A 24,866-nucleotide genomic window follows, 5' to 3' on the forward strand; every position below is an offset into this window, starting at 1 on the left:
GCTTATATTGAACTAGTAGTAGCGAAAATTAACGTTGCCGTTAAACCTTTTTATAATTTCTTAGTCCTAATGAAGAACAAACCTCAAGAACCATTGATAGCAGAGGAAACACTTGTACAGGAACTCAAGACCCAGAATACCCAGGCAAAAGCCTTTGAGGTATTGGTAAGTACGTACAAAGAACGACTCTATTGGCAGATCAGGGGCATTGTACTAAATCATGACGATGCTGATGATGTGTTACAAAATACGTTCATCAAAATCTATAAGAATATTGATGGCTTTAAAGGTGACAGTCAACTTTTTTCATGGATGTACAGAATTGCCACCAATGAAGCTTTAAGTTTTATTAAACAAAGGGCAAAAATTCAAGGTTTGAACGACGTGGATTACCAAGAGAAGCTGGTTGCCAATTTACAAAGTGATGTTTATTTTGAAGGTGACGAAATACAGTTAAAGTTGCAGAAAGCAATTGCAACCTTGCCCGAAAAGCAAAAATTGGTGTTCAATATGAAATATTTTCAAGAATTAAAATATGAACAGATATCGGAAATTCTTGAGACATCCGTAGGGGGACTAAAGGCCTCTTACCACCTTGCGGTAAAAAAAGTAGAACAATTTTTAAAAGAGGATTAAACTATTTATGTATTTGATAGTCAAATAAGTATCATGAACAATAAAAACAAACATCCGTTTAAAACTCCAGAAGGCTATTTTGATAGTTTTCAGGATAAACTTATGGCTAAATTATCAGATGATCATGTAGCTATACCAAAGGACAATGCTTTTAAGGTTCCCGATAATTATTTTGAAAACTTCAATGAAAAGCTTACTGAAAAGCTATCTGAGGAAACCAAAGTAATACCATTGTTCCCAATCAAGAAAGTAATAGCTATTGCAGCATCCGTAGCGGCTATTGCCCTTGTTTTTTTCGGATATCAATGGAACAATGTAGAAGATGTCAATTTTAGCGATTTGGCCAATACCGATATTGAGGCCTATTTTGAAAATACGGAGTTTGACCTAACCTCTTATGAAATAGCAGAAGTGCTGCCTTTTACAGACACAGAATATTCCAACATGTTGAGCCAACCTATTGATAATGAAAACATATTGGACTATTTAAGTGATAATATAAATGATTTTGAAGAACTTAATTTACAGGAAAATGAATAAATATATTGTAATACTATTTATGCTTTTTACCGCTTTCTCTTTTAGTCAAAATAAAAAAGATTGGGAAAAAATAAAATCCTTAAAAGTAGCCTACATTACAGAAAAATTATCCTTGGACAGTAGGGAAGCACAAGAATTTTGGCCTATATACAATGAATATGAGGAGAAAAGACATGCTTTAGGTCGTAAAGACCATAATGAAATTAGGAGCAAATTAAAGAACAGTGATGATCTTACGGAAAAGGATGCCAAAAAATTACTGGCGTTAAAAATTTCCATTGAAGAAGATGAAGAGGAACTGGACAAGGCCTTACTTTTGGAAGTCAGTAAAGTTACTTCCGCTAAGAAAGCATTGCTTTTACTAAAGGCAGAAGAGGATTTTAAACGTGATCTGATCAAACAATATCGCCATAACAAAGGTGGTAAATAGCCTATTGAAATTTAATTTTGGCAATGCGGTTCTTGCCTGCGGCGTAAGCTATGCTATCATTTTGAAACCTAAGGGTGTAAAATGACTCTTTTGAAAGTTCTCTCCAACTGTTACCCCTGTCAGATGAATAGGAGATACCGGTGAAGCCAACCGCAACTATTCCGTAACCATTGGTTCCCGGCACAAATTGTACACAACTTTTATATCCTGGTTCCATGTTATTGGCCAATAGATTCCAAGTTTTTCCTCCATCTACCGTAATGGCCTTATTGGCATTGGCATCATCTGGTTCAGTATAATCACCCCCAATGGCAATTCCCGTATTGGCATCGTAAAAATCTATGGAATAAATTCCTTCCGTAGGTTGGGTATTGCGGATGGGCGTACTGAACGCTTGCCATGATTTACCTTTATCCGGAGAGAACAAGATTCTACCCGAGGTGGTGGCCAGCCAAATATTATCCCCTATAGTTTTGATATTGCTGTTACTGGCAGCAAAAGCGCCTTCACCCACAATACCTTCCGGTAGCAGGCTACAGGGTATCTTGGACCAAGTATTTCCTCCATCGGCGGTTGTGATAATACTTAAGCACCCCCCTACGCTATCACCAAGTGCTATACCGTCCAAATCATTTAAAAATGTCATGGCATCATAAAAAACACCTTCTCCCTCCTCTTTGTACACCACTTGCATCTGTCCATTACCACCCGTTTTATACAATAGAGCCGGTGATTCTATGGACAACATAAAAAAATCATTTGATGTATGTGCCACAGCCCTAAAATGCGGATTTCCTTCTGGTGAAGAAATCGTATTGGCCCTTACTTTTCCAGTACCTAATTCAATAGTGCCAAAAACACCGTTATTGGCCGCAAAAGCCAAACTATTACCCATAAGCTCAATAGCTCTTACACTTATAGAATCGGTATAAAGGGTTTCAATTGTCGTAGATGTAAATGTCACCGGTTGTTTACTTTCGGTACAGGAAACCAGTAAAACAATCAATAGAAGTACATAGCGCATGATATTATCGTATAAAGTTTCTCAAAAATAAATGGAATCACTTCTAAAACAATACCTTTGCACCCTAATTTTTTGAAAGACCACGGCTTAAAAGGTGCAAGCTTTTTCTCAGTGACACAATCTTTCAACCATAATAAACAATATCTCTTCTCATGAAATTACATAGAAATCTCGTGTTTGCCGTAATAGATGCCCTTAATCTCATTTTTAACGAAAATGAATATGCGGACAAGGTCGTTCAGAAAGTACTTCGTTTTGACAAACGATGGGGTGCTCGCGACCGAGGATTTATTGCCGAGACCACTTATGAAATGGTAAGGTATAAAAGATTATATGCAGAAATTGCAGAAGTAAAGGCACCCTTCAGCAGGCCGGACCTGTTTCGTATGTGGGCCGTTTGGGCGGTTTTGAAAGGAATAAAATTACCGGATTGGAAACAAATAGAACCCACACCGGAAAGAAGGATAAAAGGAAAATTCGACGAGCTTTCAAAAATTAGAAAATTTAGGGAAGCTATTCCAGATTGGATAGATGAACTGGGTGAAAAAGCTTTGGGCGATAAGTTGTGGACAGAAGAAATAGCCAAACTCAATGAGCCGGCTGAAGTTATCTTACGCACCAATACTTTAAAAACCAATAAGGAAACATTAAGAAAAGCATTACTGGACGAGAATATTGTAGCCGAACCTATACGTGGTTACCCAGATGCCTTAAAATTGGTTGAGCGTGCAAATGTATTTGTAACACAAGCCTTTAAAGATGGTATGTTTGAAGTACAAGATGCTTCCTCTCAGTTGGTTGCCGCATTTTTGGATGTAGAACCTGGTCAACGGGTAGTTGACACTTGTGCAGGTGCCGGTGGAAAATCATTGCATTTGGCTTCCTTGATGGAGAATAAAGGACAGCTGATTTCCATGGATATTTATGGTAGCAAGCTTAAGGAACTAAAAAGAAGGGCAAGACGTAACGGAGCACACAATATTGAAGTTAGGGAAATAGATTCTTCCAAAATATATAAAAAATTATATGGTAGTGCAGATAGAGTGCTTATAGATGCCCCATGTACGGGATTGGGCGTTTTAAGAAGAAACCCAGACTCCAAGTGGAAAATGCAACCCGAATTTCTGGATAAAATCGTGCAAACGCAACATGAGATTATTAGAAACTATAGCAAAATCGTAAAACCTGGTGGAAAGATGGTCTATGCTACTTGTTCCATACTGCCACAAGAAAATAGCCATCAAGTACAGTCTTTCCTTAAATCTGAAGAGGGTAAGGATTTTACGTTGGTTAAAGACAAAAAAATATATGCCTCAAAGAGTGGTTATGATGGTTTCTTCATGGCTTTATTGGAAAAAACCAATTAATTAAAAAATTATAAACAATAGCCTTTCAACTTACAAAAGCTGAAAGGCTATTTTTATTGGTCAATATTTAGCAACCTATTCTTTCAATGTTGGATACTCAATCCCCAACTGCTCTAAATAAGTATCATACTTAGTCTCATCATAATAGAATTTTTCCAAAGCAGGTCTAAATTGTTCTTGTTTATCCTTGTTCAGGTAAATTGGAGGCATATCACTTTCTGAAATCATAGGTTGATATTTGGTATCCTTTTGTTGTTCATTGTTAAAATAGTCCCACGCACCTTTCATCAATTCGGGTTTTAACAGAAAATCCAATATGGTCATGGCTTCAACCTTTGCTCCGGCTACAACTCCTTTATGTGCTATTGGTGTGGCCATGGCAATGGCATTGCTCCAATGATGGCCTTGAAGTCCGGGTATGTTAGACGGATACCTCAGGGTAACCGTTGGAACTTTCCAAGAAATATCGCCAATATCATCAGAACCACCACTTACGGGTTCAATTACAGGAAGGCCCAAATCAGCTAATTCCGTAGATAGACCTTCTACCTTTTCCGAACCGACTTCTGTCTGTACCGCCTTTGCCAATTTTTGGTCCGCCTCTGACCATTCCGGCAAACCTACTTGTTTTATATTCCCGTACATAGTTTCTGCAATAACCTTATTATAGTGCCTTGGCCAGGCAGTACCCAAAACCTTTGAGGTCATAGTAGTGCCGGTCATCATTGCCGCACCTTTTGCCATATCGTTGGCCATGGCATACATTTCCATGATACCTTCATATTTAATATCCCTAAAATAGAACCATATAGATGCATTTGAAGGTACCACGTTTGGCTGATCTCCAGAATCCGTAAATATAGAATGGGAACGTTTTAACGGGTGTAGGTGCTCACGCTTATAGTTCCAAGCAATGTTCATTAGTTCAGCAGCGTCCAGGGCACTTTTTCCCCGCCAGGGAGATCCTGCGGAATGTGCAGCTTCACCATCAAAACTATATTCAACGGATATTAGACCGGTGCCCCTTGTGGGTCCATAGGAGACACCTAAATTATTGCCCACATGTGTAAAGATGCACATGTCTATATCATCGAACAAACCATCTCTAACGTACCACGCCTTTGCAGCCACAAGTTCTTCGGCAATACCGGGCCAGACCAATAGTGTACCTCCTATTTGCTCTCGCTCCATAATCTTCTTTACGGCAAGGGCAGAAGAAATATTCATTGGAATTCCGGAATTGTGACCTTCACCATGGCCAGGCGCACCTTCTACAATGGGCTTGTGATAGGCTACACCAGGATATTGTGATGCTTTAGGAATGCAATCCACATCACTTCCCAATGCTATAACAGGGCCCTCACCATTGCTCCAAGTAGCAAACCACGCCGTAGGTATGCCAGATATTGAAGTTTCTATTTCAAATCCGTTTTCGGTTAATATCCCAGTAAGGTATTTGGACGACTCTACTTCCTGAAAGCCTAATTCGGAAAAACTGAAAATTTTATCGACCATGACTTGGGATTGCTTCTTATTATCCTCGACTATGGATGCGACTTCGGCCTTTAATTTTTCAATTTGTTTGTTTGATCTTTTCTTTTGGGCAATTGCACTACTCATCATAGAGAGTGAGCAAATGGCCGCTAATAGGATAGTTTTTTCTTTCATGGTTGGTTTGAATTAGCTTCCAAAAAGATACGCAAATTCAATCGCCCTACCGTGGCTCTACATCAATTTTTGTCTAATTAAGAGCTTACAACCCATTTTTTTGATATTAATAGCAATTTTTGCATGCCAAAATTATACTATTGTAAAGCTGTATTAAAACAACGGCAACTGTTGGTTCTGCGGCGCGTCTGGCACAACTACTTTTTCCGTCTGTTGTTTTTGCCCCCAACGCATCATAGCTTGTACAACAGGTAACAATGACTTTCCTGCGGGTGTTAAAGTATATTCCACACGTGGCGGAATTTCTCCATATAAAGTGCGGTCCAAAATGCCCGTCTTTTCCAATGATTTTAATTGTTTGCTTAACATTTGGCGATTTATCCCATCTATGGCTTCAAATAATTTATTAAATCTATTTGTACCCTTAGAAATATGATATAAGAGTATGGGTTTCCATTTACCTCCTATCATATCCATACATTTTGATAGCGCCTGTATATCGCTTTTATGCTTTGTCATTTTGTCCCAAATTTAAAATGGATGCCTATTTTAATCGTATAAATACTGTCTTTATAAAAGTCTTTAAAACAGACTGTAATTTAATCTTATATAAAAATCTAAAATTCAAACCTAATTTAAAAACTATCGGCAATTTTTAGTTCATTGGATAAAGGTAAAACAAAATCCTACTTTTTTCATTAACAATTACTGTTTAAAAGTGTTTCAAATTACCGTGAAAAGTAACTGCTAAAACCTTAATTTTGTACTTTAAAAATCAATACCAGACTCGTTATAATGATTCACTTTTTTGGGGAACCTAGCAAAAAGGTTTTTGCGGTACAGACCGCTAAGGAACTTTCAACTGAAGATACCGGTAAACTTATATGGTTGTTTGGCAACCTACCGAAAATAAATGCGGCGTCACTTGACGCCTTTTTTGTTGGGCCTCGTGCCGCAATGATAACTCCCTGGAGTACCAATGCTACTGAAATCACCCAAAATATGGGTATTGAGGGTATCATTAGAATTGAGGAATTTAATGCCGTAGATGAGCATTTTACAGGATTTGATCCAATGATTTCGCAGAAGTATAAGGTATTGGACCAAGATGTGTTCACTATTAGCGTTGCACCCAAACCTATATTGGAAATTGAAGATATCCAAGCCTTTAATCTACAAGAAGGTTTGGCCCTCAACGAAGAGGAAGTGCAATACCTGGAAAACTTGAGTAAAAAAATAGGTCGCAAATTGACCGATTCTGAAGTTTTTGGTTTTAGTCAGGTCAATTCTGAACATTGTAGGCATAAAATATTCAACGGTACATTCGTAATCGACGGAGAGGAAATGCCTACCTCCTTATTTAAATTGATCAAGAAAACATCCCAGGAACATCCTAATGATATCATATCTGCCTATAAGGACAATGTAGCTTTTGTAAAAGGACCAAAGGTGGTACAGTTTGCCCCTAAAAGTGCAGATAGACCAGACTTTTATCAGGAAAAGGAATTTGATTCCGTTATCTCCTTAAAAGCGGAAACCCATAATTTTCCTACTACGGTAGAACCTTTTAACGGGGCGGCAACCGGTGCAGGTGGTGAAATACGGGATCGCTTGGCCGGCGGAAAAGGGTCCTTACCTTTAGCTGGAACGGCCGTATATATGACCGCATATTCCCGTTTGGAACAAAACAGACCTTGGGAAAAGGGAATGCCAGAAAGAAAATGGTTATACCAAACACCAATGGATATCTTGATCAAAGCATCTAACGGTGCTTCCGATTTTGGAAACAAATTTGGTCAGCCGCTCATCTCTGGCTCGGTTTTAACTTTTGAACATGATGAAGCTTCCTCGCCTTTTGACAGTACCGATGACAATATGTCGTCAGCTTCACAAAATCAACGCAGATTAGGCTTTGACAAAGTTATTATGCAAGCTGGTGGTATAGGCTACGGGAAAGTTGAACAAGCCATTAAGGACAAGCCCCAAACCGGAAATAAAATTGTAATTCTTGGGGGCGATAATTATAGGATTGGTATGGGCGGTGCGGCTGTGAGCAGTGCAGATACGGGGGAATTCAGTTCCGCGATAGAACTTAATGCTGTTCAACGCTCTAATCCTGAAATGCAAAAAAGGGCAGCAAACGCTATACGCGGTATGGTGGAAAGTGATGAAAATTCTATAGTTTCCATCCACGACCATGGTGCTGGTGGTCACCTTAACTGTCTTTCTGAACTTGTTGAGGAAACAGGCGGAAAAATAGATTTGGATAAATTACCCGTTGGCGACCCTACATTATCAGCTAAGGAAATTATAGGCAATGAATCACAGGAGCGTATGGGGTTGGTCATTGGTAAGGACCATATAGATCTATTAAAACGAATTGCCGATCGCGAACGCTCACCAATGTATGAAGTGGGCGATGTTACAGGTGATGATCGTTTTACGTTCGAATCCAAGACCAATGGAGACAAGCCAATGGACCTGGAACTTTCAGATATGTTCGGCAGTTCTCCAAAAACAATTATGACCGATAATACCGTAGCTCGAAATTATGCCAATGCCAACTATTCGCTTGAATATTTTCATGATTACTTGGACGCGGTTCTCCAACTAGAGGCAGTGGCCTGTAAGGATTGGCTCACCAACAAGGTTGATCGTTGCGTAGGTGGTCGTGTTGCCAAACAGCAATGTGTGGGGCCGTTACAGTTACCTTTGAACAATTGTGGTGTAATGGCTTTGGACTTTAAAGGCAAGGAAGGTATTGCCACTAGTATTGGGCACTCCCCCATCTCTGCGCTTATAGACCCATCCGCAGGTAGCAAGAACAGTATTGCAGAAGCTTTGACCAACCTGGTTTGGGCGCCGTTAAAAGATGGTTTGGCTTCCGTTTCCTTATCCGCCAACTGGATGTGGCCCTGCAAAAATGAAGGAGAAGATGCCCGCTTATATAAAGCAGTACAAGCTGTTTCCGAATTTGCAATTGAATTAGGTATCAATGTACCCACAGGAAAGGATTCCCTTTCCATGAAACAAAAATATAAGGATGGTGATGTAATATCTCCGGGTACCGTGGTTATATCCGCTGCGGGTAACTGTAACGATATTACCAAGGTTATAGAACCTGTTCTACAAAAAGATGCCGGCTCTATCTATTACATCAATCTATCTAAGGATGCCTATAAACTAGGAGGTTCTTCATTTTCACAAACAAGGAACAGTATCGGTAGCGAAACCCCCACCATTACGGACTCCGCATACTTTAAAACTGCTTTTAACACCATACAAACCTTAATTAAGGACGATAAAATTGTTGCAGGGCACGATGTTGCCTCCGGCGGGTTGATCACAACACTTCTGGAACTGTGCTTTGCGGACACTGAACTAGGGGCCGATCTTGACCTTACCTCATTGGGCGAGGCAGATACCATAAAAGTTCTGTTTTCTGAAAATGCAGGAGTTGTGCTACAGGCAAAAGATGACAGTATAGCAAACATTTTTGCATCTAACAATATAGATGCCATTAAATTGGGTACCGTTACGAGCAAAGCCGTTCTTACCATAAAAAACAATGGTATGGAAATGGGACTAAATATAGAAACCTTACGGGACACTTGGTTCAAGACATCATTCCTTCTTGACAATCAACAGACTGCAAATGGTCTGGCCAAGGACAGATTTGAAAATTATAAGGTTCAACCTTTGCAGTATACCTTTTCCAATAATACCCCTATAAGCCTGCCAAGTAAAACCTTAAACGCAACCAAAGACAGACCTAAGGCCGCCATTCTTCGTGAAAAAGGCAGTAACTCTGAACGCGAAATGGCCAATGCAATGTATTTGGCCGGTTTTGATGTGAAAGACGTTCATATGACCGATTTAATTTCAGGACGCGAGAATTTAGAGGACATTCAGTTCTTAGGTGCTGTTGGAGGTTTCTCCAACTCAGACGTTTTGGGAAGCGCCAAAGGATGGGCGGGTGCCATCAAGTACAATGAAAAGGCCAACACCGTTATCAAGAACTTCTTTGCTAGACCAGATACGCTATCGGTAGGTATATGCAATGGTTGCCAATTGTTCATGGAACTAGACCTAATAAATCCGGAGCATGAAACCCATGGTAAAATGACCTATAACGATTCCCATAAACACGAAAGCAACTTTACATCCGTAGAAATACAGAAAAACAATTCCGTAATGCTTTCCTCATTGGAAGGAAGCAAATTAGGGGTTTGGATTTCTCACGGAGAAGGTAAATTCTCATTACCGCTTTCTGAGGACAACTATGATATCGTTGCCAAATATGGTTATGAAGGATATCCGGCAAATCCAAATGGTAGTGATTTCAATACGGCAATGCTTTGTGATAAAACCGGTAGACACCTGGTGACAATGCCCCATATAGAACGTTCTATTTTTCCATGGAACTGGGCACATTATCCTTCAAATAGAAAGGATAAAGTCTCACCTTGGATTGAAGCCTTTGTGAATGCCAAGGATTGGATTCTTAATCACAAATAACTAAAATTTGAGCAAAAAAAACTGTGCGCCCCCTCAATTGGGGGAACACAGCTATTTAAAACCTAAACATCTATCTTACCAATATTCTACCACTCCATGTTTTTTCATTGGAGTTTTTTAATTTATATAAATATAGTCCTGGATCCAGGTCTTTACGTTCTATAATTATTTCATTTTGACCTTCTACACTATCACCTTCAAGATGGTGACTACCTAACAAAGTACCATTTATAGTATATAAATCAAGGTCAAATGATCCTGCGTTTTCGTCATAAAAATAAAGGCTTGTTCTTTCTATCATGGGATTTGGGTAAACTACAGATTTGTTTAAATTATTATCGACGAAAACTTGTGCCGCCTCTCGGTTATGGAAATCTATATTTTGTAGCTCCAATGTTCTCTCTTCGGCATATTCATTATTAGCTACTAAATTGAAGGAAATAACCTTAATGTTGGAAAAGTCCGTACCTACATCTGCCTCATTCTTAAAATCAGCATTAAGAAGTGTATAACCTTTCATTTCTGTAGTTAAGGCTATAAAAGTCTTAAAAATTGTGCCGTCACCTTTTATCAACTGAACTTCTAAGCTTCCTGTGCCCATAGCCTCAAAACTCATTTTCGCGTATTCGTTAAGGTTTACAGCAGAAAACCTAGGATTTAAGGCCCTGTAGACTCCTAAGTAACTTTTTGTAGTTCCTGTTAATTTAATATTTCGCTCTATAGGGTATCCGTCTCCCACATAAGGTCCATCGGCTGGCAATACCTCATAATTAGATACCATGGTATCAACTCCAGAATCATCCAATCCCCAAGGGGCATCAGCAACAAAAAGGTCATCTGGTGTTTGCCCTAATCCGGCACTTATCCTAAAGCCCATATCAAATAAAGTACCGGTTTTAAGAGCAACTGCATCCAAATATCCTTCAATATCCGCTGTTACCCCTAAACTCTCTGTGTCACTGGTTTCCGTTAATTTTAAACCACCTTCTAGATTTATATGATCGGAATTATTGTAGTTCACTATATTTAACAATACTTCTCCATTTTTATAGCTGGCCGATTTAACAAATACTGGGGGCGGTGTTGATCCGTTATACTGTGAAATCTCAGAATTTGCTTCCAAAAGATTTAGTATCTCATCTGCCAATAGCAATAGATCATCTACTGAACTGGACCAAATCTGAAAATTATAATAGGAGGTATTACTAGTGTAGGCATCAATGTTCCAATGAGATTCTATTATAAAATTACCATCATTGTTAACCCTTGCAGAGAATGTCAAAGCAAATTCTTGACTACCGTCCGGTTGTTTAATAATGGATTTGATGAAGTCTTTTTCCCTTAATTGTATGTTAGAGACCGATAATAATTGGGCTCCAAGAAAACGGTCACAGATAAATTTGCTATGCTCATATACCTGACTATCGGTTTTAATGACCATTAAAGAACCTAAATTATCCATTCCATTTAAATAATCTACGGAATAAATGTCCGATGCATTGGTCAAATCCAGCAAATCACTTGGAGATGATTCAATTGTACTTGTCTCGCCAATAATACCCAAAGGAACCAATGAATTTAGGGGAATATTGAAAATATCAGTTTTGGCATTTAGACCGTACAAGGCACTTTTCACTAATTTTTTGGCCGTTTTCTTATCAAAAACATAATTTGCCTTGGCTCTATTATAATTACGTTTACTGATTAAATTCGCCAATCTATCATTACTTTCCAATCCACCTTTATTAGCACTAGAAGTCGTAACGATTACCGGGCAAGTAGCTACACCTGAACAAGAGGGGTCATCACAATCAATTAATCCGTCACCATCATCATCAACACCGTTTAAACAATCTTCTTGCGGCACTGGGGCGGTAGGACAACGTGCACCATCATTACTTGAAGCTGCCGGACCAAAGGCGAAAATATTGGACTGTATAACGCCCAACGCAATATCTTGCACTTGTTCTATCTTATATACCGAACCGGTCTGGTTTGCAGAAACATAGAAATTACCGTCCACATCAAAATAAACCGCACCAAACGTATAATTTAACCCTTGAAGTATGGGTACAACTCCTAAAGCATTAACCACTCCTGTATCTGGATCAATCCTATAAAGAATATTGGTACCTTTTTCTACAGTATACAACATATTGTCCGCAGCATTAAATGCCCAGTCCGCTATGGACATGGACTGAGTTAATTCAAATGCTCCTAAAAATTCTAGATAAGTAGATGAGCTAGGATTAATATCTACTTTGTAATATGAGGAGCCTCCTGCTTTAAAATAATATATACCATTTGCGGAAATATCACCTACATACTTATTTCCTGTTGGCAACTCAGGAATGGTATATTGCTCTATGGAATAATCCTTACCAATACGCACGATTGTGCTGGAAGGGGTAGACAAATAGCCCCAAAGAAATCCATCTGTAGTGTTATAACCTACACCATTAATATTACCAGCGGTAATATCCTCAGCAACTAAATAGGAGCTGCCCGAAGCCAAATCCAACGCATAAATATCATTATACTGAAATAAATAGGCATTATAGTCACAATTAAATGGTTCCGCTTGGGAAAGGACTTTGCTACACGCCAATATTAGGATAAGCAAAAAGGTGAAGTTATAAAATGGTAAAATGGTGTAATTTTTTTTCATATTTTCTACAATTTCAATACAAAAATTAAGGACAAACATAATTCCAAAAATTAAGGAATTTTCCTACTTTTATTTTAATTGCATACATAACCCGTTCATTTGCAATTTATTGTAGACGAATAGTTAAAATTATCCCGAAGCACAGCTGAACCTTCAGATTAAGAATTTTATAATCATAAGCTATTTTATTTGTCAATACAATTTTAAAATACCGAGTTCTTTCATTATTTTGCAAAAAAGTTTATAATCTGCATATGCAAAAAATAACCCGTCTATTCGATATACCTTATTATCAATTAGAGCATTTTAACCTTGAAAAAGCTCTTGTAACCAAAAAAAACGGGAAATGGATAGCCACTTCCACGCAAGAGTATATTAATAAAGCAAATGCCATAAGCAGGGGTTTGCTTCGCTTAGGAGTTAAACCTAATGACAAAATAGCCGTTATCTCATTGACCAACAGAACGGAGTGGAATATTTTGGATATTGGAATATTACAGATCGGCGCACAGAATGTACCAATTTATCCCACTATTTCTGAAGAGGATTATGAATATGTGCTAAACCATTCAGAAGCACAGTATTGTTTTGTATCGTGTACAGAGGTATTGACAAAGGTCAACAATATCAAGGGCAATGTAAAATCCCTTAAAGGAGTATACTCGTTCAATGAAATAGATAATTGCCCTAATTGGCAAGAAGTATTGGACCAAGGTGCGGATACGACCAACCAAGAAGAAGTAGAAACGTTAAAGAATAACGTTCAACCATCTGATCTTGCAACTTTAATCTATACTTCGGGTACCACTGGAAGACCAAAAGGTGTAATGATGAGCCATAATAATTTGGTGTCCAATGTTGTAGCAAGTAAAGAACGTGTTCCCTCTAGCACCAATGATACAGCGTTAAGCTTTTTACCCGTTTGCCATATTTTTGAACGTATGATTCTTTATCTCTACCAATATTGCGGAATTGAAATTCATTTTGCCGAAGGGTTGGATAAAATAAGTGATAACTTAAAAGAAGTAAAACCAAATTTAATGACCGTAGTACCCAGGTTGTTAGAAAAGGTATATGAATCTATAATTGCAAAAGGATCAAGTCTAACGGGTATAAAAAAGAGTCTGTTCTTTTGGGCCGTTGGTGTAGGTCTAAAATTTGAACCTTATAAGGCCAACGGGTGGTGGTATGAATTTAAACTTTCCATAGCACGCAAGTTAATTTTCAGCAAGTGGCAAGAAGGCCTAGGAGGTAATCTTGGCATAATGGTATCCGGTAGTGCCGCTTTGCAGCCCCGTCTAAGTAGAATTTTTGGCGCCGCAGGTATTCCTGTAATGGAAGGTTATGGTCTCACCGAAACTTCACCTGTCATCTCTGTAAACGATGTACGTAACAACGGGTGGAAAATTGCCACCGTAGGTAAGGTCATTTCAGATGTGGAAGTAAAGATTGCCGAAGATGGCGAAATTTTATGCAAGGGTCCTAACGTAATGATGGGTTATTATAAGGATCCGGAAAAAACCGCCGAAGTCATCAAAGATGGCTACTTCCATACAGGGGATATCGGTGAAATAGACCATGAAGGTTTTTTGCGGATTACCGATCGAAAAAAGGAAATGTTCAAAACTTCCGGCGGTAAATATGTAGCACCCCAATTGTTGGAGAACAGATGCAAGCAATCCCGTTTCATTGAGCAGATTATGGTTATTGGTGAAGGTGAAAAAATGCCCGCTGCACTTATTCAGCCCAATTTTGATTATATCTATGAATGGGCCAAGAAGAATAAAATTACCGTAGGTGAAAATTCTGATATTGTACTTAATGAAAAAGTAATTGCAAGATTGGACGAAGAAGTTACCAAGGCCAATGAAAATTTTGCCAAATGGGAAAAAATTAAACAATTTAGGCTTACACCGGACATCTGGAGTATTGAGGGCGGACATCTTACCCCTACAATGAAATTGAGGAGAAAAATCATCAAGGAAAAATACATTGACCTATACAATGATATTTATGGATATTAAGACCATATTCCACCAAAATTAGAAAAGCCCAAACGGAATTTTAACCTACTGCCCGGGTTTAATTAATCTATATGGATTAACTTGGTATAATACCAAGTTAATCTTTTACCCAATTCTTGTTAAATACGGCATTCCGTAATTTTATATAGGCAATTGTACCAAATTCAAAAAAGGAATAGGTTTTGCTTAAATATTTCATAAATTTATTATGCATGCATAATAAATTTTATTATATTTGGGCTGCAACCACCAGCGTATGAAAGAAGTAACAATTGATTATGCACTTAGAGCTACATGGCAAGCCGTAGCTAGAATGTATAATGAAGAAGCAAAGAATTTTGATTCTACAATGGCAGTAGGTTTTACTTTATTGAGTATTGACCCCAAAACGGGAACTCCATCTACCGCTTTAGGACCTAAAATGGGCATGGAAGCTACAAGTCTTTCCAGAATCTTAAAGAGTATGGAAAAAAAAGGGCTCATTCTAAGAAAGCCTAACCCAGATGACGGAAGAGGGGTATTAATCTATTTGACCGAAATGGGTCTGGAAAAAAGAAACCTTTCTAAAAGTACCGTACTTCAATTTAATGAAGCTATTAGGCAAGAAGTGGACCAGGAAAAAATTCTGAACTTCTTTGAGGTTACGGAAACCATCAATAAACTAATTGCGGACAAAAAATTATTTTCAAAAAATATATCAAATTAATACCGATTAAACTACATGAACAAGCATATTAAAAAAGTAGCAGTTATCGGCTCTGGAATAATGGGTAGTGGCATTGCTTGCCATTTTGCCAATATTGGAGTCGAAGTATTACTATTGGATATCGTACCAAGAGAACTTACGGAAAAGGAAAAAGCCAAAGGCTTAACACTTAACGATAAAGTTGTTCGTAATAGATTGGTTAACGATTCATTGGCTGCAGCACTAAAATCTAAGCCCTCCCCTATTTATCATCAAAAATTTGCAGATAGGATATCTACTGGAAACTTAGAGGATGATATTGCAAAAGTGGCCAAGGTTGACTGGATCATTGAAGTAGTTGTTGAACGACTTGATATTAAAAAAATGGTGTTTGAAAACTTGGAAAAGCATAGGACTCCAGGTACATTGATTACATCCAATACATCGGGTATTCCTATTCATTTTATGAGTGAAGGCCGTAGTGAGGATTTTCAGAAACACTTCTGTGGAACACACTTTTTTAATCCCGCACGATATTTAAAATTGTTTGAAATTATTCCCGGACCCAAGACTTCTCCTGAAGTACTGGAATTTTTAAACGGATATGGAGAAAAATTTCTAGGTAAAACTTCTGTTATCGCAAAAGATACCCCTGCTTTTATAGGTAATAGAATAGGCATATTCAGTATCCAAAGCCTTTTTCATATGGTCAAGGATATGAACATGACTGTAGAAGAAGTAGACAAATTGACCGGTCCAGTAATAGGTCGTCCAAAATCCGCAACGTTTAGAACCGTAGATGTGGTTGGTCTGGACACTTTAGTGCACGTAGCCAACGGAATTGCGGATAATTGTAAGGATGATGAAAAGTTAGAACTCTTTAAACTGCCTGGTTTTATCAATACTATGATGGAGAACAAGTGGTTGGGTAGTAAGACCGGCCAAGGTTTTTATAAAAAATCCAAAGATGAAAAGGGCAAGACTGAAATTTTGACGTTGGATTTGGATACCATGGAGTACCGTTCCAAGAAAAGTGCAAAATTTGCCACATTGGAACTTACCAAAACAATAGATAAGGTCGTTGATAGATTTAAAGTATTGGTTGCAGGTAAAGACAAGGCCGGTGAGTTTTACAGAAAGAACTTTGCTGCCCTATTTGCCTATGTATCGCATAGAATACCTGAAATTACGGACGAACTTTATAAGATTGACGATGCCATGAAAGCTGGGTTTGGTTGGGAACACGGACCTTTTCAAATTTGGGATGCCATTGGCGTCGAGAAAGGAATAGAAATAATGAAAGCGGAAGGAGAAACACCTGCTGCTTGGGTAACAGAGATGCTCGCAGCCGGATCTACTTCTTTTTATGCCGTTAAGGATGGCGCTACCTACTATTATGATATTCCAAAAAAATCGATAGAAAAAATACCTGGCCAGGATTCGTTTATCATTTTGGATAATATTAGAAAATCCAAGGAAGTATTTAAAAATAGCGGCGTAGTCGTTGAAGATTTAGGAGACGGAATCTTGAATGTAGAATTCCAATCCAAAATGAATACGATTGGGGGCGATGTTCTTGCCGGACTTAATAAGGCAATTGACCTTGCCGAAAAAGATTTTCAAGGTCTTGTTGTTGGTAATCAAGCCCCAAACTTTTCTGTTGGTGCTAATATCGGTATGATATTCATGATGGCCGTTGAGCAAGAGTATGATGAATTGAACATGGCAATAAAAATGTTTCAGGATACCATGATGCGCATGCGCTATTCCGCCATACCCACAGTATCCGCACCCCACGGTATGACTTTGGGCGGTGGCTGTGAGCTGTCATTACATGCGGATAAAGTAGTAGCCGCTGCAGAAACTTATATAGGTTTGGTTGAATTTGGAGTTGGTGTAATCCCAGGTGGTGGCGGTTCTAAGGAGTTTGCCTTGCGAGCACAAGATTTGTTTCATAAAAACGATGTTGAACTGAACGTACTTCAAGAATACTTTTTAACAATAGGTATGGCTAAGGTATCCACTTCTGCCTATGAAGCGTATGATTTAGGAATTTTACAATCGGGCAAGGATATTGTGGTGGTGAATAAAGACCGACAAATTGCTACCGCTAAGGCCCATGCTCAATTAATGGCCGAGGCAGGGTATACCCAACCTGTAAAACGTAAGGATATTAAAGTTTTGGGCAAACAGGCTTTAGGTATGTTCTTAGTAGGTACGGACTCCATGCAAGACAGTAACTATATAAGTGAGCATGACAAAAAGATTGCCAATAAATTGGCATACGTAATGGCCGGTGGTGATCTGTCTGAACCAACACGCGTATCGGAACAATATCTTTTGGATTTAGAGCGTGAAGCATTCCTGTCATTATGTACGGAACGTAAGACATTGGAAAGAATTCAGCACATGTTAAAAACAGGTAAACCATTAAGAAACTAAAAAGGATATGAAACAAGCATATATAGTAAAAGCATATAGAACGGCAGTGGGAAAAGCGCCAAAAGGGGTTTTCCGCTTTAAAAGAGCTGATGAATTGGCCGCCGAGACCATTCAGCATATGATGAGTGAAGTACCCCAATTGGATAAAAAACGTATTGACGATGTTATTGTGGGCAATGCTATGCCAGAAGGTTCCCAAGGTTTGAACATGGCACGTTTAATATCACTTATGGGATTGGATATTGTGGATGTACCGGGGGTGACCGTAAATCGTTTTTGTTCTTCAGGAATTGAAACGATTGGTATTGCAACGGCAAAAATTCAGTCAGGAATGGCAGATTGTATCATAGCAGGTGGTGCAGAAAGTATGAGCTCCGTTCCCATGACAGGTAATAAACCGGAATTAAACTATGATTTGGTAAAATCTGGCCATGAGGATTATTATTGGGGAATGGGTAATACCGCAGAAGCCGTTGCTAAGCAGTTCAATGTATCTAGGATAGACCAAGATGAGTTTGCATACAATTCCCATATGAAAGCACTTCGCGCCCAAGCCGAAGACCGTTTTCAAGAACAGATTGTTCCTATAACGGTTGATCAGACATACGTAGATGAAAATGGTAAAAAAGCAAATAGAAGTTACACCGTTTCCAAGGATGAGGGACCAAGAAAAGGTACCAGCAAAGAAGCTTTGGCCGGTTTAAGACCTGTGTTTGCCGCAGGTGGTAGTGTAACAGCCGGTAACTCCTCGCAAATGAGCGATGGTGCCGCTTTTGTTCTTATCATGAGCGAAGAAATGGTCAAAGAGCTCAATATTGAGCCTATTGCACGTTTGGTGAATTATGCCGCTGCCGGTGTAGAGCCTCGTATTATGGGTATTGGACCTGTAAAAGCAATTCCAAAGGCACTAAAGCAAGCTGGTTTAAAACAAGACGACATTGAATTAATTGAATTGAACGAAGCATTTGCCTCACAATCCTTGGCCGTTATGCGTGAGCTTGACCTAAACCAAGATATCGTGAATGTGAATGGTGGAGCAATAGCCTTAGGACATCCATTAGGATGTACCGGTGCCAAACTTTCTGTTCAATTGTTTGACGAAATGCGTAAGCGTAATATGCAAGGCAAATACGGTATGGTAACAATGTGCGTGGGTACAGGACAAGGTGCCGCAGGTATTTTTGAATTTTTAAACTAAACGATAGAATTTAGATATTAGAATAAAGAGATAAGATTAAGATAAATGGCTTTCAGGCATAACTATAGAAATTTAAAAATTTGGAAGTTAGGGATAAGCATAGCTAATGATATATCTGATACTATCTTAAGTTTCCCTAAGCACGAGAGATTTGATTTAAGTTCTCAAATGAGCAGATGTTCTATCTCTATTCCAAGCAATATTGCAGAGGGATCTGCAAGAACAGATAAGTCGTTTAGTCATTTTTTAAGTATCTCTTTAGGTTCATCTTTTGAACTAGGAACACAACTACTAATAGCATATCATAGAAATTATATAACTGATATTAAATTAAAATTACTCGAAGACAAGATTGAAGAATTTCAGAAAATGACCATGGGGTTTCAAAATAGCCTTGTATAATTCTCTTTTCTATTCTCTCAATTCTAATTTCTAAAAACAATTAATAACATGAGTGCAGAAACAATAAATAAAGACATTCTTAGAGGAGGACAATTTCTCGTCAAGGAAACCAATTGTGAAGATATTTTCACCCTAGAGGACTTAAATGAGGAACAACGAATGATGCGTGATAGCACCAAGGAATTTGTTGACAGGGAATTGTGGGCGCATTGGGAACGTTTTGAGAAAAAAGATTATGCGTATACGGAAGAAACTATGCGCAAAGCCGGTGAATTGGGCTTATTGAGTGTTGCCGTTCCAGAATCCTATGGTGGAATGGGAATGGGCTTTGTCTCTACTATGTTGGTCTGTGATTATATTTCTGGCGCTACAGGTTCTTTTAGTACTGCATTTGGAGCGCATACCGGTATTGGCACCATGCCTATAACTTTATACGGTACAGAAGAGCAGAAGCAAAAATATGTGCCTAAATTGGCTTCAGGTGAATGGTTTGGTGCATATTGCCTTACTGAACCAGGTGCCGGATCAGATGCAAATTCCGGTAAAACAAAAGCGGTGTTATCAGAAGATGGGAAAACGTATAGCATAACCGGTCAGAAAATGTGGATTTCAAATGCTGGTTTTTGTAACCTGTTTATCGTATTTGCCCGTATAGAGGATGATAAGAATATTACAGGATTTATCGTTGAAAATGACCCTAGTAATGGCATATCATTAGGAGATGAAGAAAAGAAATTAGGAATTCACTCCTCCTCTACCCGTCAGGTATTTTTCAATGAAACAAAAGTTTCTGTGGATAATATGCTCTCAACAAGAGGAAATGGCTTTAAGATAGCAATGAATGCATTGAATGTAGGTCGTATTAAATTGGCGGCTGCATGTTTGGAAGCCCAAAGAAGGGTAATCAATGAAGCAGTAAATTACGCCAATGAACGAATCCAATTCAAAACTCCCATTGTTAACTTTGGTGCTATAAAAGCCAAATTGGCAGATATGTCCACCAATGCCTATGTAGGAGAATCTGCCTGCTATCGTGCCGCAAAGAATATCGAAGACCGTATTGCTATTAGGGAAAGTGAAGGTAATACCCACCAAGAAGCCGAGTTAAAAGGTGTGGAGGAATATGCAATTGAGTGCTCAATATTAAAGGTAGCAGTATCCGAAGATGTTCAACATACCGCTGATGAAGGTGTTCAGATTTTTGGCGGAATGGGCTTTAGTGCAGATACACCAATGGAATCTGCTTGGAGAGATGCAAGAATTGCACGTATCTATGAAGGAACCAATGAAATCAATAGAATGTTAGCTGTAGGTATGCTTGTTAAAAAGGCTATGAAAGGTCATGTAGACCTATTAGGACCTGCAACTGCCGTTGGTGAGGAACTTATGGGAATTCCTTCCTTTGATACTCCTGATTTTTCTGAATTGTTTGCTGAAGAAAAAGATATTTTAAAAAGACTTAAAAAAGTGTTTTTAATGGTGGCTGGATCTGCGGTTCAAAAATACGGACCTGAATTGGAAAAGCACCAACAATTAATGTTGGCGGCATCTGATATCCTTATTGAAGTATATATGGCAGAATCTGCCCTATTACGTACGGAAAAAAATGCGAAACGTTTTGGTGAAGAAGCACAGGCTACGCAAATAGCCATGTCTAAACTTTATCTTTTCAATGCCGTTGAAAAAATCATCAATAAAGGTAAGGAAGCTATAATCTCCTTTGCAGAAGGTGATGAGCAACGCATGATGCTAATGGGACTTAAACGCTTTACAAAATATACGAACTACCCTAATGTAGTAGCTTTACGCACACAAATTGCCGATAAAGTTGCCGCAGACAACGGGTATACCTTTGACTAGTTCAGATTACCTTTTTGTTGTTTGGTAAAATGAATAGGAACCGCCCTTAAAAGGGCGGTTTTTTATTTGCTCAAATTCTAACATACCGCTAATTTTGAACAATGCACAAGGAACTACTCAAACAAGTATATAGTCCATCTGAATTTAATTCCATTGGCCATTCACTTATTGACCAATTAACGGAACACCTGGAGAACAAGCTTTTTCAATTATCCAATACGGCGATACCATGGAATACTCCTGAGAACGAGCTACAATTCTGGAAAGAGTTTTTGCACCATGGGGACAAAGCGGATATATTCAAGGAAATAACAAAACATACCACTTATATCCACCATCCCCATTATATGGGCCATCAGGTTGCCCCTCCTGCTCCTATAACCGCTCTAACTGGATTGTTAAGCTCGTTATTGAACAACGGAACAGCAGTTTATGAAATGGGTATGGCGTCAAATGCCATAGAACGCATAATAACTGAAAAACTATGCGAAAAGATAGGATATGGCCCCCACTCTGCCGGGTTCCTTACTTCTGGCGGAACCCTAGCCAACCTAACCGCTTTGTTGAGTGCCCGCAAGGCCATTACCCAAGCAGATATATGGAACAAGGGTATGGTGAACCAATTAGGTATTATGGTTAGTGAAGAAGCTCATTATTGTGTTGATCGTGCCGCGCGTATTATGGGCATGGGTGCGCAAGGTATCGTTAAAATTCCCGTAACCGATAATTTTGCAATGAATACAGACGTGTTACTTGCAAAATATGTAGAAGCTAAGGCAAAAGGCATTGAAATATTTGCAATAGTTGGTAGCGCACCGTCTACGGCAACCGGAATTTTTGATGACTTATCAAAGATTGCCGCATTTGCCCAAAAAATGAATATATGGTTTCATGTGGACGGTGCCCATGGAGGTGCAGGGATATTTTCAGAAAAATACAGGCATACCTTAAAAGGAATAGAACATGCGGATAGTGTAGTGATAGATGGACATAAGATGATGATGATGCCCGCATTGACGACTGCTCTCCTTTTTAAGGATGAAGTCAATGCCAAGGCCACGTTTAGCCAAAAAGCAGACTATTTATTGTCAGACTCGGAACATGAAGATTGGTATAATTCTGGCAAACGTACCTTTGAGTGTACAAAGAATATGATGGCCATCCATTGGTATACGCTACTAAAATTTTATGGTGAAGAAGTTTTTGACGCTTACGTAACCCAATTATATGATATGGGAAAACTGTTTGCGGACCTTATTGAAGATGAGCCCAATTTTGAAGTTGCCATAACCCCAATGTCCAACATTGTTTGCTTTAGATATTGTTCCCCATCTTTGACCTTAGAACGTGAGAATGCGCTAAATGCAAAAATTCGCCAATCTTTGTTAGAAGATGGCGAATTTTATATTGTACAAACCAAATTGAGACAAAAATTCTATATGAGGATTACCGTAATGAATCCGTTTACTGACATTGCCCACTTTAAGAATCTCATACAAAAAATAAAAAGATTCGTATTATAATCAATCTCGTAACGACTCTACCATTTGATCTTCACTGTCTTTCTTTGAAAAGTTAATGGCACATTCTATTAACGCTAGATGTGAATAGGCTTGTGGAAAATTACCGAGCAATCGTTTGGTCTTGAAATCTATGTCCTCACTAAATAATCCTAAATGATTGCTATAGCCCAATAAACGCTCAAAATATTCCAAAGCCTTCTTACGCTCGCCAATTTTAAACAAACTATTGATATACCAGAACGTACATACGGTAAAGGAAGAAGATGGCAGTCCAAAATCGTCCTCATTTTTGTAACGGTACAATAGTCCATCATTACTTAACTCTTTTCCAATGGCATGGACCGTACTAATGTAACGTTCATCTTTGGCATCCACACATCCGTAGGATTCCATTAACAAAACTGAGGCATCCAATTCCTTAGAACCGTAAGATTGGGTGTAGGCGCCAACTTCATCATTCCACGCGTTGTCATAGATATCTTTCCATATCTCCGCTCGTATTGGCTCCCATTTTTCAATTTTATGCTTCTTATCAAGCATTTCCGCTACTTTGATCGCCCTGTCCAATGCAGTCCAACATAATACCTTAGAAAATGTAAAATGTCTGTCCTCAGCTCTAAATTCCCAAATACCCTTATCCGCATCTTTCCAGTTATTACTAACGATCCAAACAATTCCTTTGGTAATGGCCCATAAATCCTCCCCGTTATCGATATCAACACTAAACTTTACCATTTGCTCATATATGACATCCATTAAAATACCATAAATATCATTCTGCTTTTGGTGATAGGCCGCATTACCTACTCTAACGGGTTTGGAACCTTTGTAACCGGCCAAGTGATCCAATGTTTCCTCCGTTAACTTCTTTTCCTTATTAATCCCGTACATTATCTGTAGTTTTTCTGCCTTATCCGGGATTAAATCAATAATAAACTGCAAGTAGCGTCTTGCCACATTTTTATGGCCAAGTTCAGATACTACCTTGATTACCATAGATGCATCACGGATCCAACAAAAACGATAATCCCAATTTCTAACCTCACCTATGGTTTCTGGCAAGGAGGTTGTTGCGGCAGCCAGTACGGCACCGGTCTTATCATAACTCAATAACTTTAACGTAAGGGCACTTCGTGAAATTTCCTCATTGAATTTTTTATAGGTTGGCGTTAAATTGGACCAATTCAACCAATAGACCCTTGTATTTTGTAAATCTAAATAAGCACGTTCCGTAGTAGGCAACAACAATTTTTCATTATATCCTATTAATATATATCCATCCTCAGTAAGTTCTATTTGCTCAGAATTTACAATACGTTCTTTAGCAAAGGATGAATATAGAAATATGGTATCAAACTTTACATCATGGGTTAAACTGGCCACAAAATCCTTTTTTATAAAGGATTCCGTTGTTCCTATAGCATATTCAAGCTTTGGATCATATAGTACCGAGAATTTGGGTGTGCCGGATATGTATTTAAAATAGCGAATCAATTCTGGCGGAGCATGATATGCGTTACCTTCCTTCCTATACCTTGGCATAAAATCATGGATCTCAAAATGATGTTCCCCAGATTTAAAGGAAGTGATCAATATATTGGTATATGGTTCATATTTCTGGGTAATTTTATAACTATCATCAACATGTATTTCAAAACTACCCCCTATTTCCTCATCCAGTAATTTTGCAAACACAGATGGACTGTCAAATTCTGGCAAACAACACCAATCTATGCTTCCTGTTTTTGATATTAATGCTGCACTTCTACAATTTCCTATTATTCCGTAGTCTAAATTATCCATTCAATAAAATTCTTGATTCATTTGAGGTTTCAATTGGTATTGGCCTCCTTTTTCACGAAATTTAGAAAAATAATTTTC

General features: G+C 38.5%; 17 protein-coding genes. 12 read left to right on the plus strand and 5 right to left on the minus strand.

Features of this window, described 5'->3' with window-relative positions; all coding sequences use genetic code 11:
• The first annotated feature begins 69 nt into the window (after window positions 1–69).
• The 3 genes from JM81_RS03780 to JM81_RS03790 are packed head-to-tail and all read left to right on the plus strand — an operon-like array spanning window position 70 to window position 1,606.
• Window positions 70–636: an RNA polymerase sigma factor gene (locus tag JM81_RS03780; RefSeq protein WP_186435521.1), complete on the plus strand. Its 567-nt coding sequence runs from the start codon at window positions 70–72 to the stop codon at window positions 634–636.
• Between the two features lie 33 nt (window positions 637–669).
• A complete protein-coding gene (locus JM81_RS03785; protein ID WP_144800740.1) occupies window positions 670–1,176 on the plus strand; it encodes a hypothetical protein in 507 nt (168 codons plus the stop codon).
• Window positions 1,169–1,606: a hypothetical protein gene (locus tag JM81_RS03790; RefSeq protein WP_089260099.1), complete on the plus strand. Its 438-nt coding sequence runs from the start codon at window positions 1,169–1,171 to the stop codon at window positions 1,604–1,606. Before JM81_RS03785 ends, JM81_RS03790 begins: the two co-directional genes overlap by 8 nt.
• 1 nt (window position 1,607) lies before the next feature.
• On the opposite strand, the gene JM81_RS03795 is transcribed toward JM81_RS03790, so the two are convergent.
• The gene (locus JM81_RS03795) at window positions 1,608–2,630 is read right to left on the minus strand and encodes a WD40/YVTN/BNR-like repeat-containing protein (RefSeq protein WP_144800741.1); all 1,023 of its coding nucleotides are present in this window, start codon (window positions 2,628–2,630) and stop codon (window positions 1,608–1,610) included.
• 152 nt (window positions 2,631–2,782) lie between these two features.
• On the opposite strand from JM81_RS03795, the gene JM81_RS03800 reads away from it, so the two are divergent.
• The gene (locus JM81_RS03800) at window positions 2,783–3,997 is read left to right on the plus strand and encodes an RsmB/NOP family class I SAM-dependent RNA methyltransferase (protein WP_144800742.1); all 1,215 of its coding nucleotides are present in this window, start codon (window positions 2,783–2,785) and stop codon (window positions 3,995–3,997) included.
• A 75-nt stretch (window positions 3,998–4,072) separates the two neighbouring features.
• Here the strand turns inward: JM81_RS03800 and JM81_RS03805 are convergent, their stop codons facing one another.
• Together JM81_RS03805 and JM81_RS03810 are read right to left on the minus strand one after the other, a co-directional pair.
• Entirely contained in the window at window positions 4,073–5,665 is a 1,593-nt protein-coding gene (locus JM81_RS03805) for an amidohydrolase (RefSeq protein ID WP_144800743.1), read from the minus strand.
• A gap of 153 nt (window positions 5,666–5,818) precedes the next feature.
• Entirely contained in the window at window positions 5,819–6,184 is a 366-nt protein-coding gene (locus JM81_RS03810) for a winged helix-turn-helix transcriptional regulator (RefSeq protein ID WP_089260093.1), read from the minus strand.
• A 276-nt stretch (window positions 6,185–6,460) separates the two neighbouring features.
• Between JM81_RS03810 and purL the strand changes: the two genes are divergently transcribed.
• Window positions 6,461–10,183 (plus strand): phosphoribosylformylglycinamidine synthase, encoded by a 3,723-nt coding sequence (purL, locus tag JM81_RS03815; RefSeq protein WP_144800744.1) that lies wholly within the window; start codon window positions 6,461–6,463, stop codon window positions 10,181–10,183.
• Window positions 10,184–10,253: 70 nt separating this feature from the next.
• Here purL and JM81_RS03820 read toward each other — a convergent pair whose 3' ends face one another.
• Complete coding sequence (locus tag JM81_RS03820; protein WP_144800745.1) at window positions 10,254–12,851, minus strand: DUF6923 family protein; 2,598 nt, start codon at window positions 12,849–12,851, stop codon at window positions 10,254–10,256.
• A gap of 254 nt (window positions 12,852–13,105) precedes the next feature.
• On the opposite strand from JM81_RS03820, the gene JM81_RS03825 reads away from it, so the two are divergent.
• The 7 genes from JM81_RS03825 to JM81_RS03855 all read left to right on the plus strand — a co-directional run bounded on the left by JM81_RS03825 (window position 13,106) and on the right by JM81_RS03855 (window position 22,985).
• A complete protein-coding gene (locus tag JM81_RS03825) occupies window positions 13,106–14,875 on the plus strand; it encodes an AMP-dependent synthetase/ligase (RefSeq protein WP_144800746.1) in 1,770 nt (589 codons plus the stop codon).
• A 256-nt stretch (window positions 14,876–15,131) separates the two neighbouring features.
• The gene (locus tag JM81_RS03830; RefSeq protein ID WP_089260090.1) at window positions 15,132–15,581 is read left to right on the plus strand and encodes a MarR family winged helix-turn-helix transcriptional regulator; all 450 of its coding nucleotides are present in this window, start codon (window positions 15,132–15,134) and stop codon (window positions 15,579–15,581) included.
• 15 nt (window positions 15,582–15,596) lie between these two features.
• Window positions 15,597–18,002 carry a 3-hydroxyacyl-CoA dehydrogenase/enoyl-CoA hydratase family protein gene (locus JM81_RS03835; protein ID WP_144800747.1) on the plus strand — a complete coding sequence of 802 codons (2,406 nt, stop codon included), beginning with the start codon at window positions 15,597–15,599 and terminating at the stop codon, window positions 18,000–18,002.
• 7 nt (window positions 18,003–18,009) lie between these two features.
• The gene (locus JM81_RS03840) at window positions 18,010–19,200 is read left to right on the plus strand and encodes an acetyl-CoA C-acyltransferase (RefSeq protein ID WP_144800748.1); all 1,191 of its coding nucleotides are present in this window, start codon (window positions 18,010–18,012) and stop codon (window positions 19,198–19,200) included.
• 45 nt (window positions 19,201–19,245) lie between these two features.
• The gene (locus tag JM81_RS03845) at window positions 19,246–19,602 is read left to right on the plus strand and encodes a four helix bundle protein (RefSeq protein WP_144800749.1); all 357 of its coding nucleotides are present in this window, start codon (window positions 19,246–19,248) and stop codon (window positions 19,600–19,602) included.
• Window positions 19,603–19,650: 48 nt separating this feature from the next.
• Entirely contained in the window at window positions 19,651–21,462 is a 1,812-nt protein-coding gene (locus tag JM81_RS03850) for an acyl-CoA dehydrogenase family protein (RefSeq protein ID WP_089260086.1), read from the plus strand.
• A gap of 101 nt (window positions 21,463–21,563) precedes the next feature.
• Window positions 21,564–22,985, plus strand: coding sequence for a pyridoxal phosphate-dependent decarboxylase family protein (locus JM81_RS03855; RefSeq protein WP_144800750.1), 1,422 nt, complete (start codon window positions 21,564–21,566; stop codon window positions 22,983–22,985).
• Here the strand turns inward: JM81_RS03855 and JM81_RS03860 are convergent, their stop codons facing one another.
• Window positions 22,986–24,788: a glycoside hydrolase family 15 protein gene (locus tag JM81_RS03860; RefSeq protein ID WP_144800751.1), complete on the minus strand. Its 1,803-nt coding sequence runs from the start codon at window positions 24,786–24,788 to the stop codon at window positions 22,986–22,988.
• Between the last annotated feature and the right edge of the window lie 78 nt (window positions 24,789–24,866).

Origin of the sequence: Maribacter sp. MAR_2009_72, assembly GCF_007827235.1 — a bacterium.
Taxonomy (GTDB): Bacteria; Bacteroidota; Bacteroidia; order Flavobacteriales; family Flavobacteriaceae; genus Maribacter; species Maribacter sedimenticola.

Bases quoted from the DNA above. Each gene is read 5' to 3' on its own strand.
- JM81_RS03795 (WP_144800741.1), bottom strand. From the start codon at position 2,630: ATGCGCTATGTACTTCTATTGATTGTTTTACTGGTTTCCTGTACCGAA.
- JM81_RS03850 (WP_089260086.1), top strand. From the start codon at position 19,651: ATGAGTGCAGAAACAATAAATAAAGACATTCTTAGAGGAGGACAATTT.
- JM81_RS03785 (WP_144800740.1), top strand. From the start codon at position 670: ATGAACAATAAAAACAAACATCCGTTTAAAACTCCAGAAGGCTATTTT.
- JM81_RS03805 (WP_144800743.1), bottom strand. From the start codon at position 5,665: ATGAAAGAAAAAACTATCCTATTAGCGGCCATTTGCTCACTCTCTATG.
- JM81_RS03800 (WP_144800742.1), top strand. From the start codon at position 2,783: ATGAAATTACATAGAAATCTCGTGTTTGCCGTAATAGATGCCCTTAAT.
- JM81_RS03820 (WP_144800745.1), bottom strand. From the start codon at position 12,851: ATGAAAAAAAATTACACCATTTTACCATTTTATAACTTCACCTTTTTG.
- JM81_RS03825 (WP_144800746.1), top strand. From the start codon at position 13,106: ATGCAAAAAATAACCCGTCTATTCGATATACCTTATTATCAATTAGAG.
- JM81_RS03840 (WP_144800748.1), top strand. From the start codon at position 18,010: ATGAAACAAGCATATATAGTAAAAGCATATAGAACGGCAGTGGGAAAA.
- JM81_RS03780 (WP_186435521.1), top strand. From the start codon at position 70: ATGAAGAACAAACCTCAAGAACCATTGATAGCAGAGGAAACACTTGTA.
- JM81_RS03855 (WP_144800750.1), top strand. From the start codon at position 21,564: ATGCACAAGGAACTACTCAAACAAGTATATAGTCCATCTGAATTTAAT.
- JM81_RS03845 (WP_144800749.1), top strand. From the start codon at position 19,246: ATGGCTTTCAGGCATAACTATAGAAATTTAAAAATTTGGAAGTTAGGG.
- JM81_RS03860 (WP_144800751.1), bottom strand. From the start codon at position 24,788: ATGGATAATTTAGACTACGGAATAATAGGAAATTGTAGAAGTGCAGCA.
- JM81_RS03790 (WP_089260099.1), top strand. From the start codon at position 1,169: ATGAATAAATATATTGTAATACTATTTATGCTTTTTACCGCTTTCTCT.
- JM81_RS03810 (WP_089260093.1), bottom strand. From the start codon at position 6,184: ATGACAAAGCATAAAAGCGATATACAGGCGCTATCAAAATGTATGGAT.
- JM81_RS03835 (WP_144800747.1), top strand. From the start codon at position 15,597: ATGAACAAGCATATTAAAAAAGTAGCAGTTATCGGCTCTGGAATAATG.
- purL (WP_144800744.1), top strand. From the start codon at position 6,461: ATGATTCACTTTTTTGGGGAACCTAGCAAAAAGGTTTTTGCGGTACAG.
- JM81_RS03830 (WP_089260090.1), top strand. From the start codon at position 15,132: ATGAAAGAAGTAACAATTGATTATGCACTTAGAGCTACATGGCAAGCC.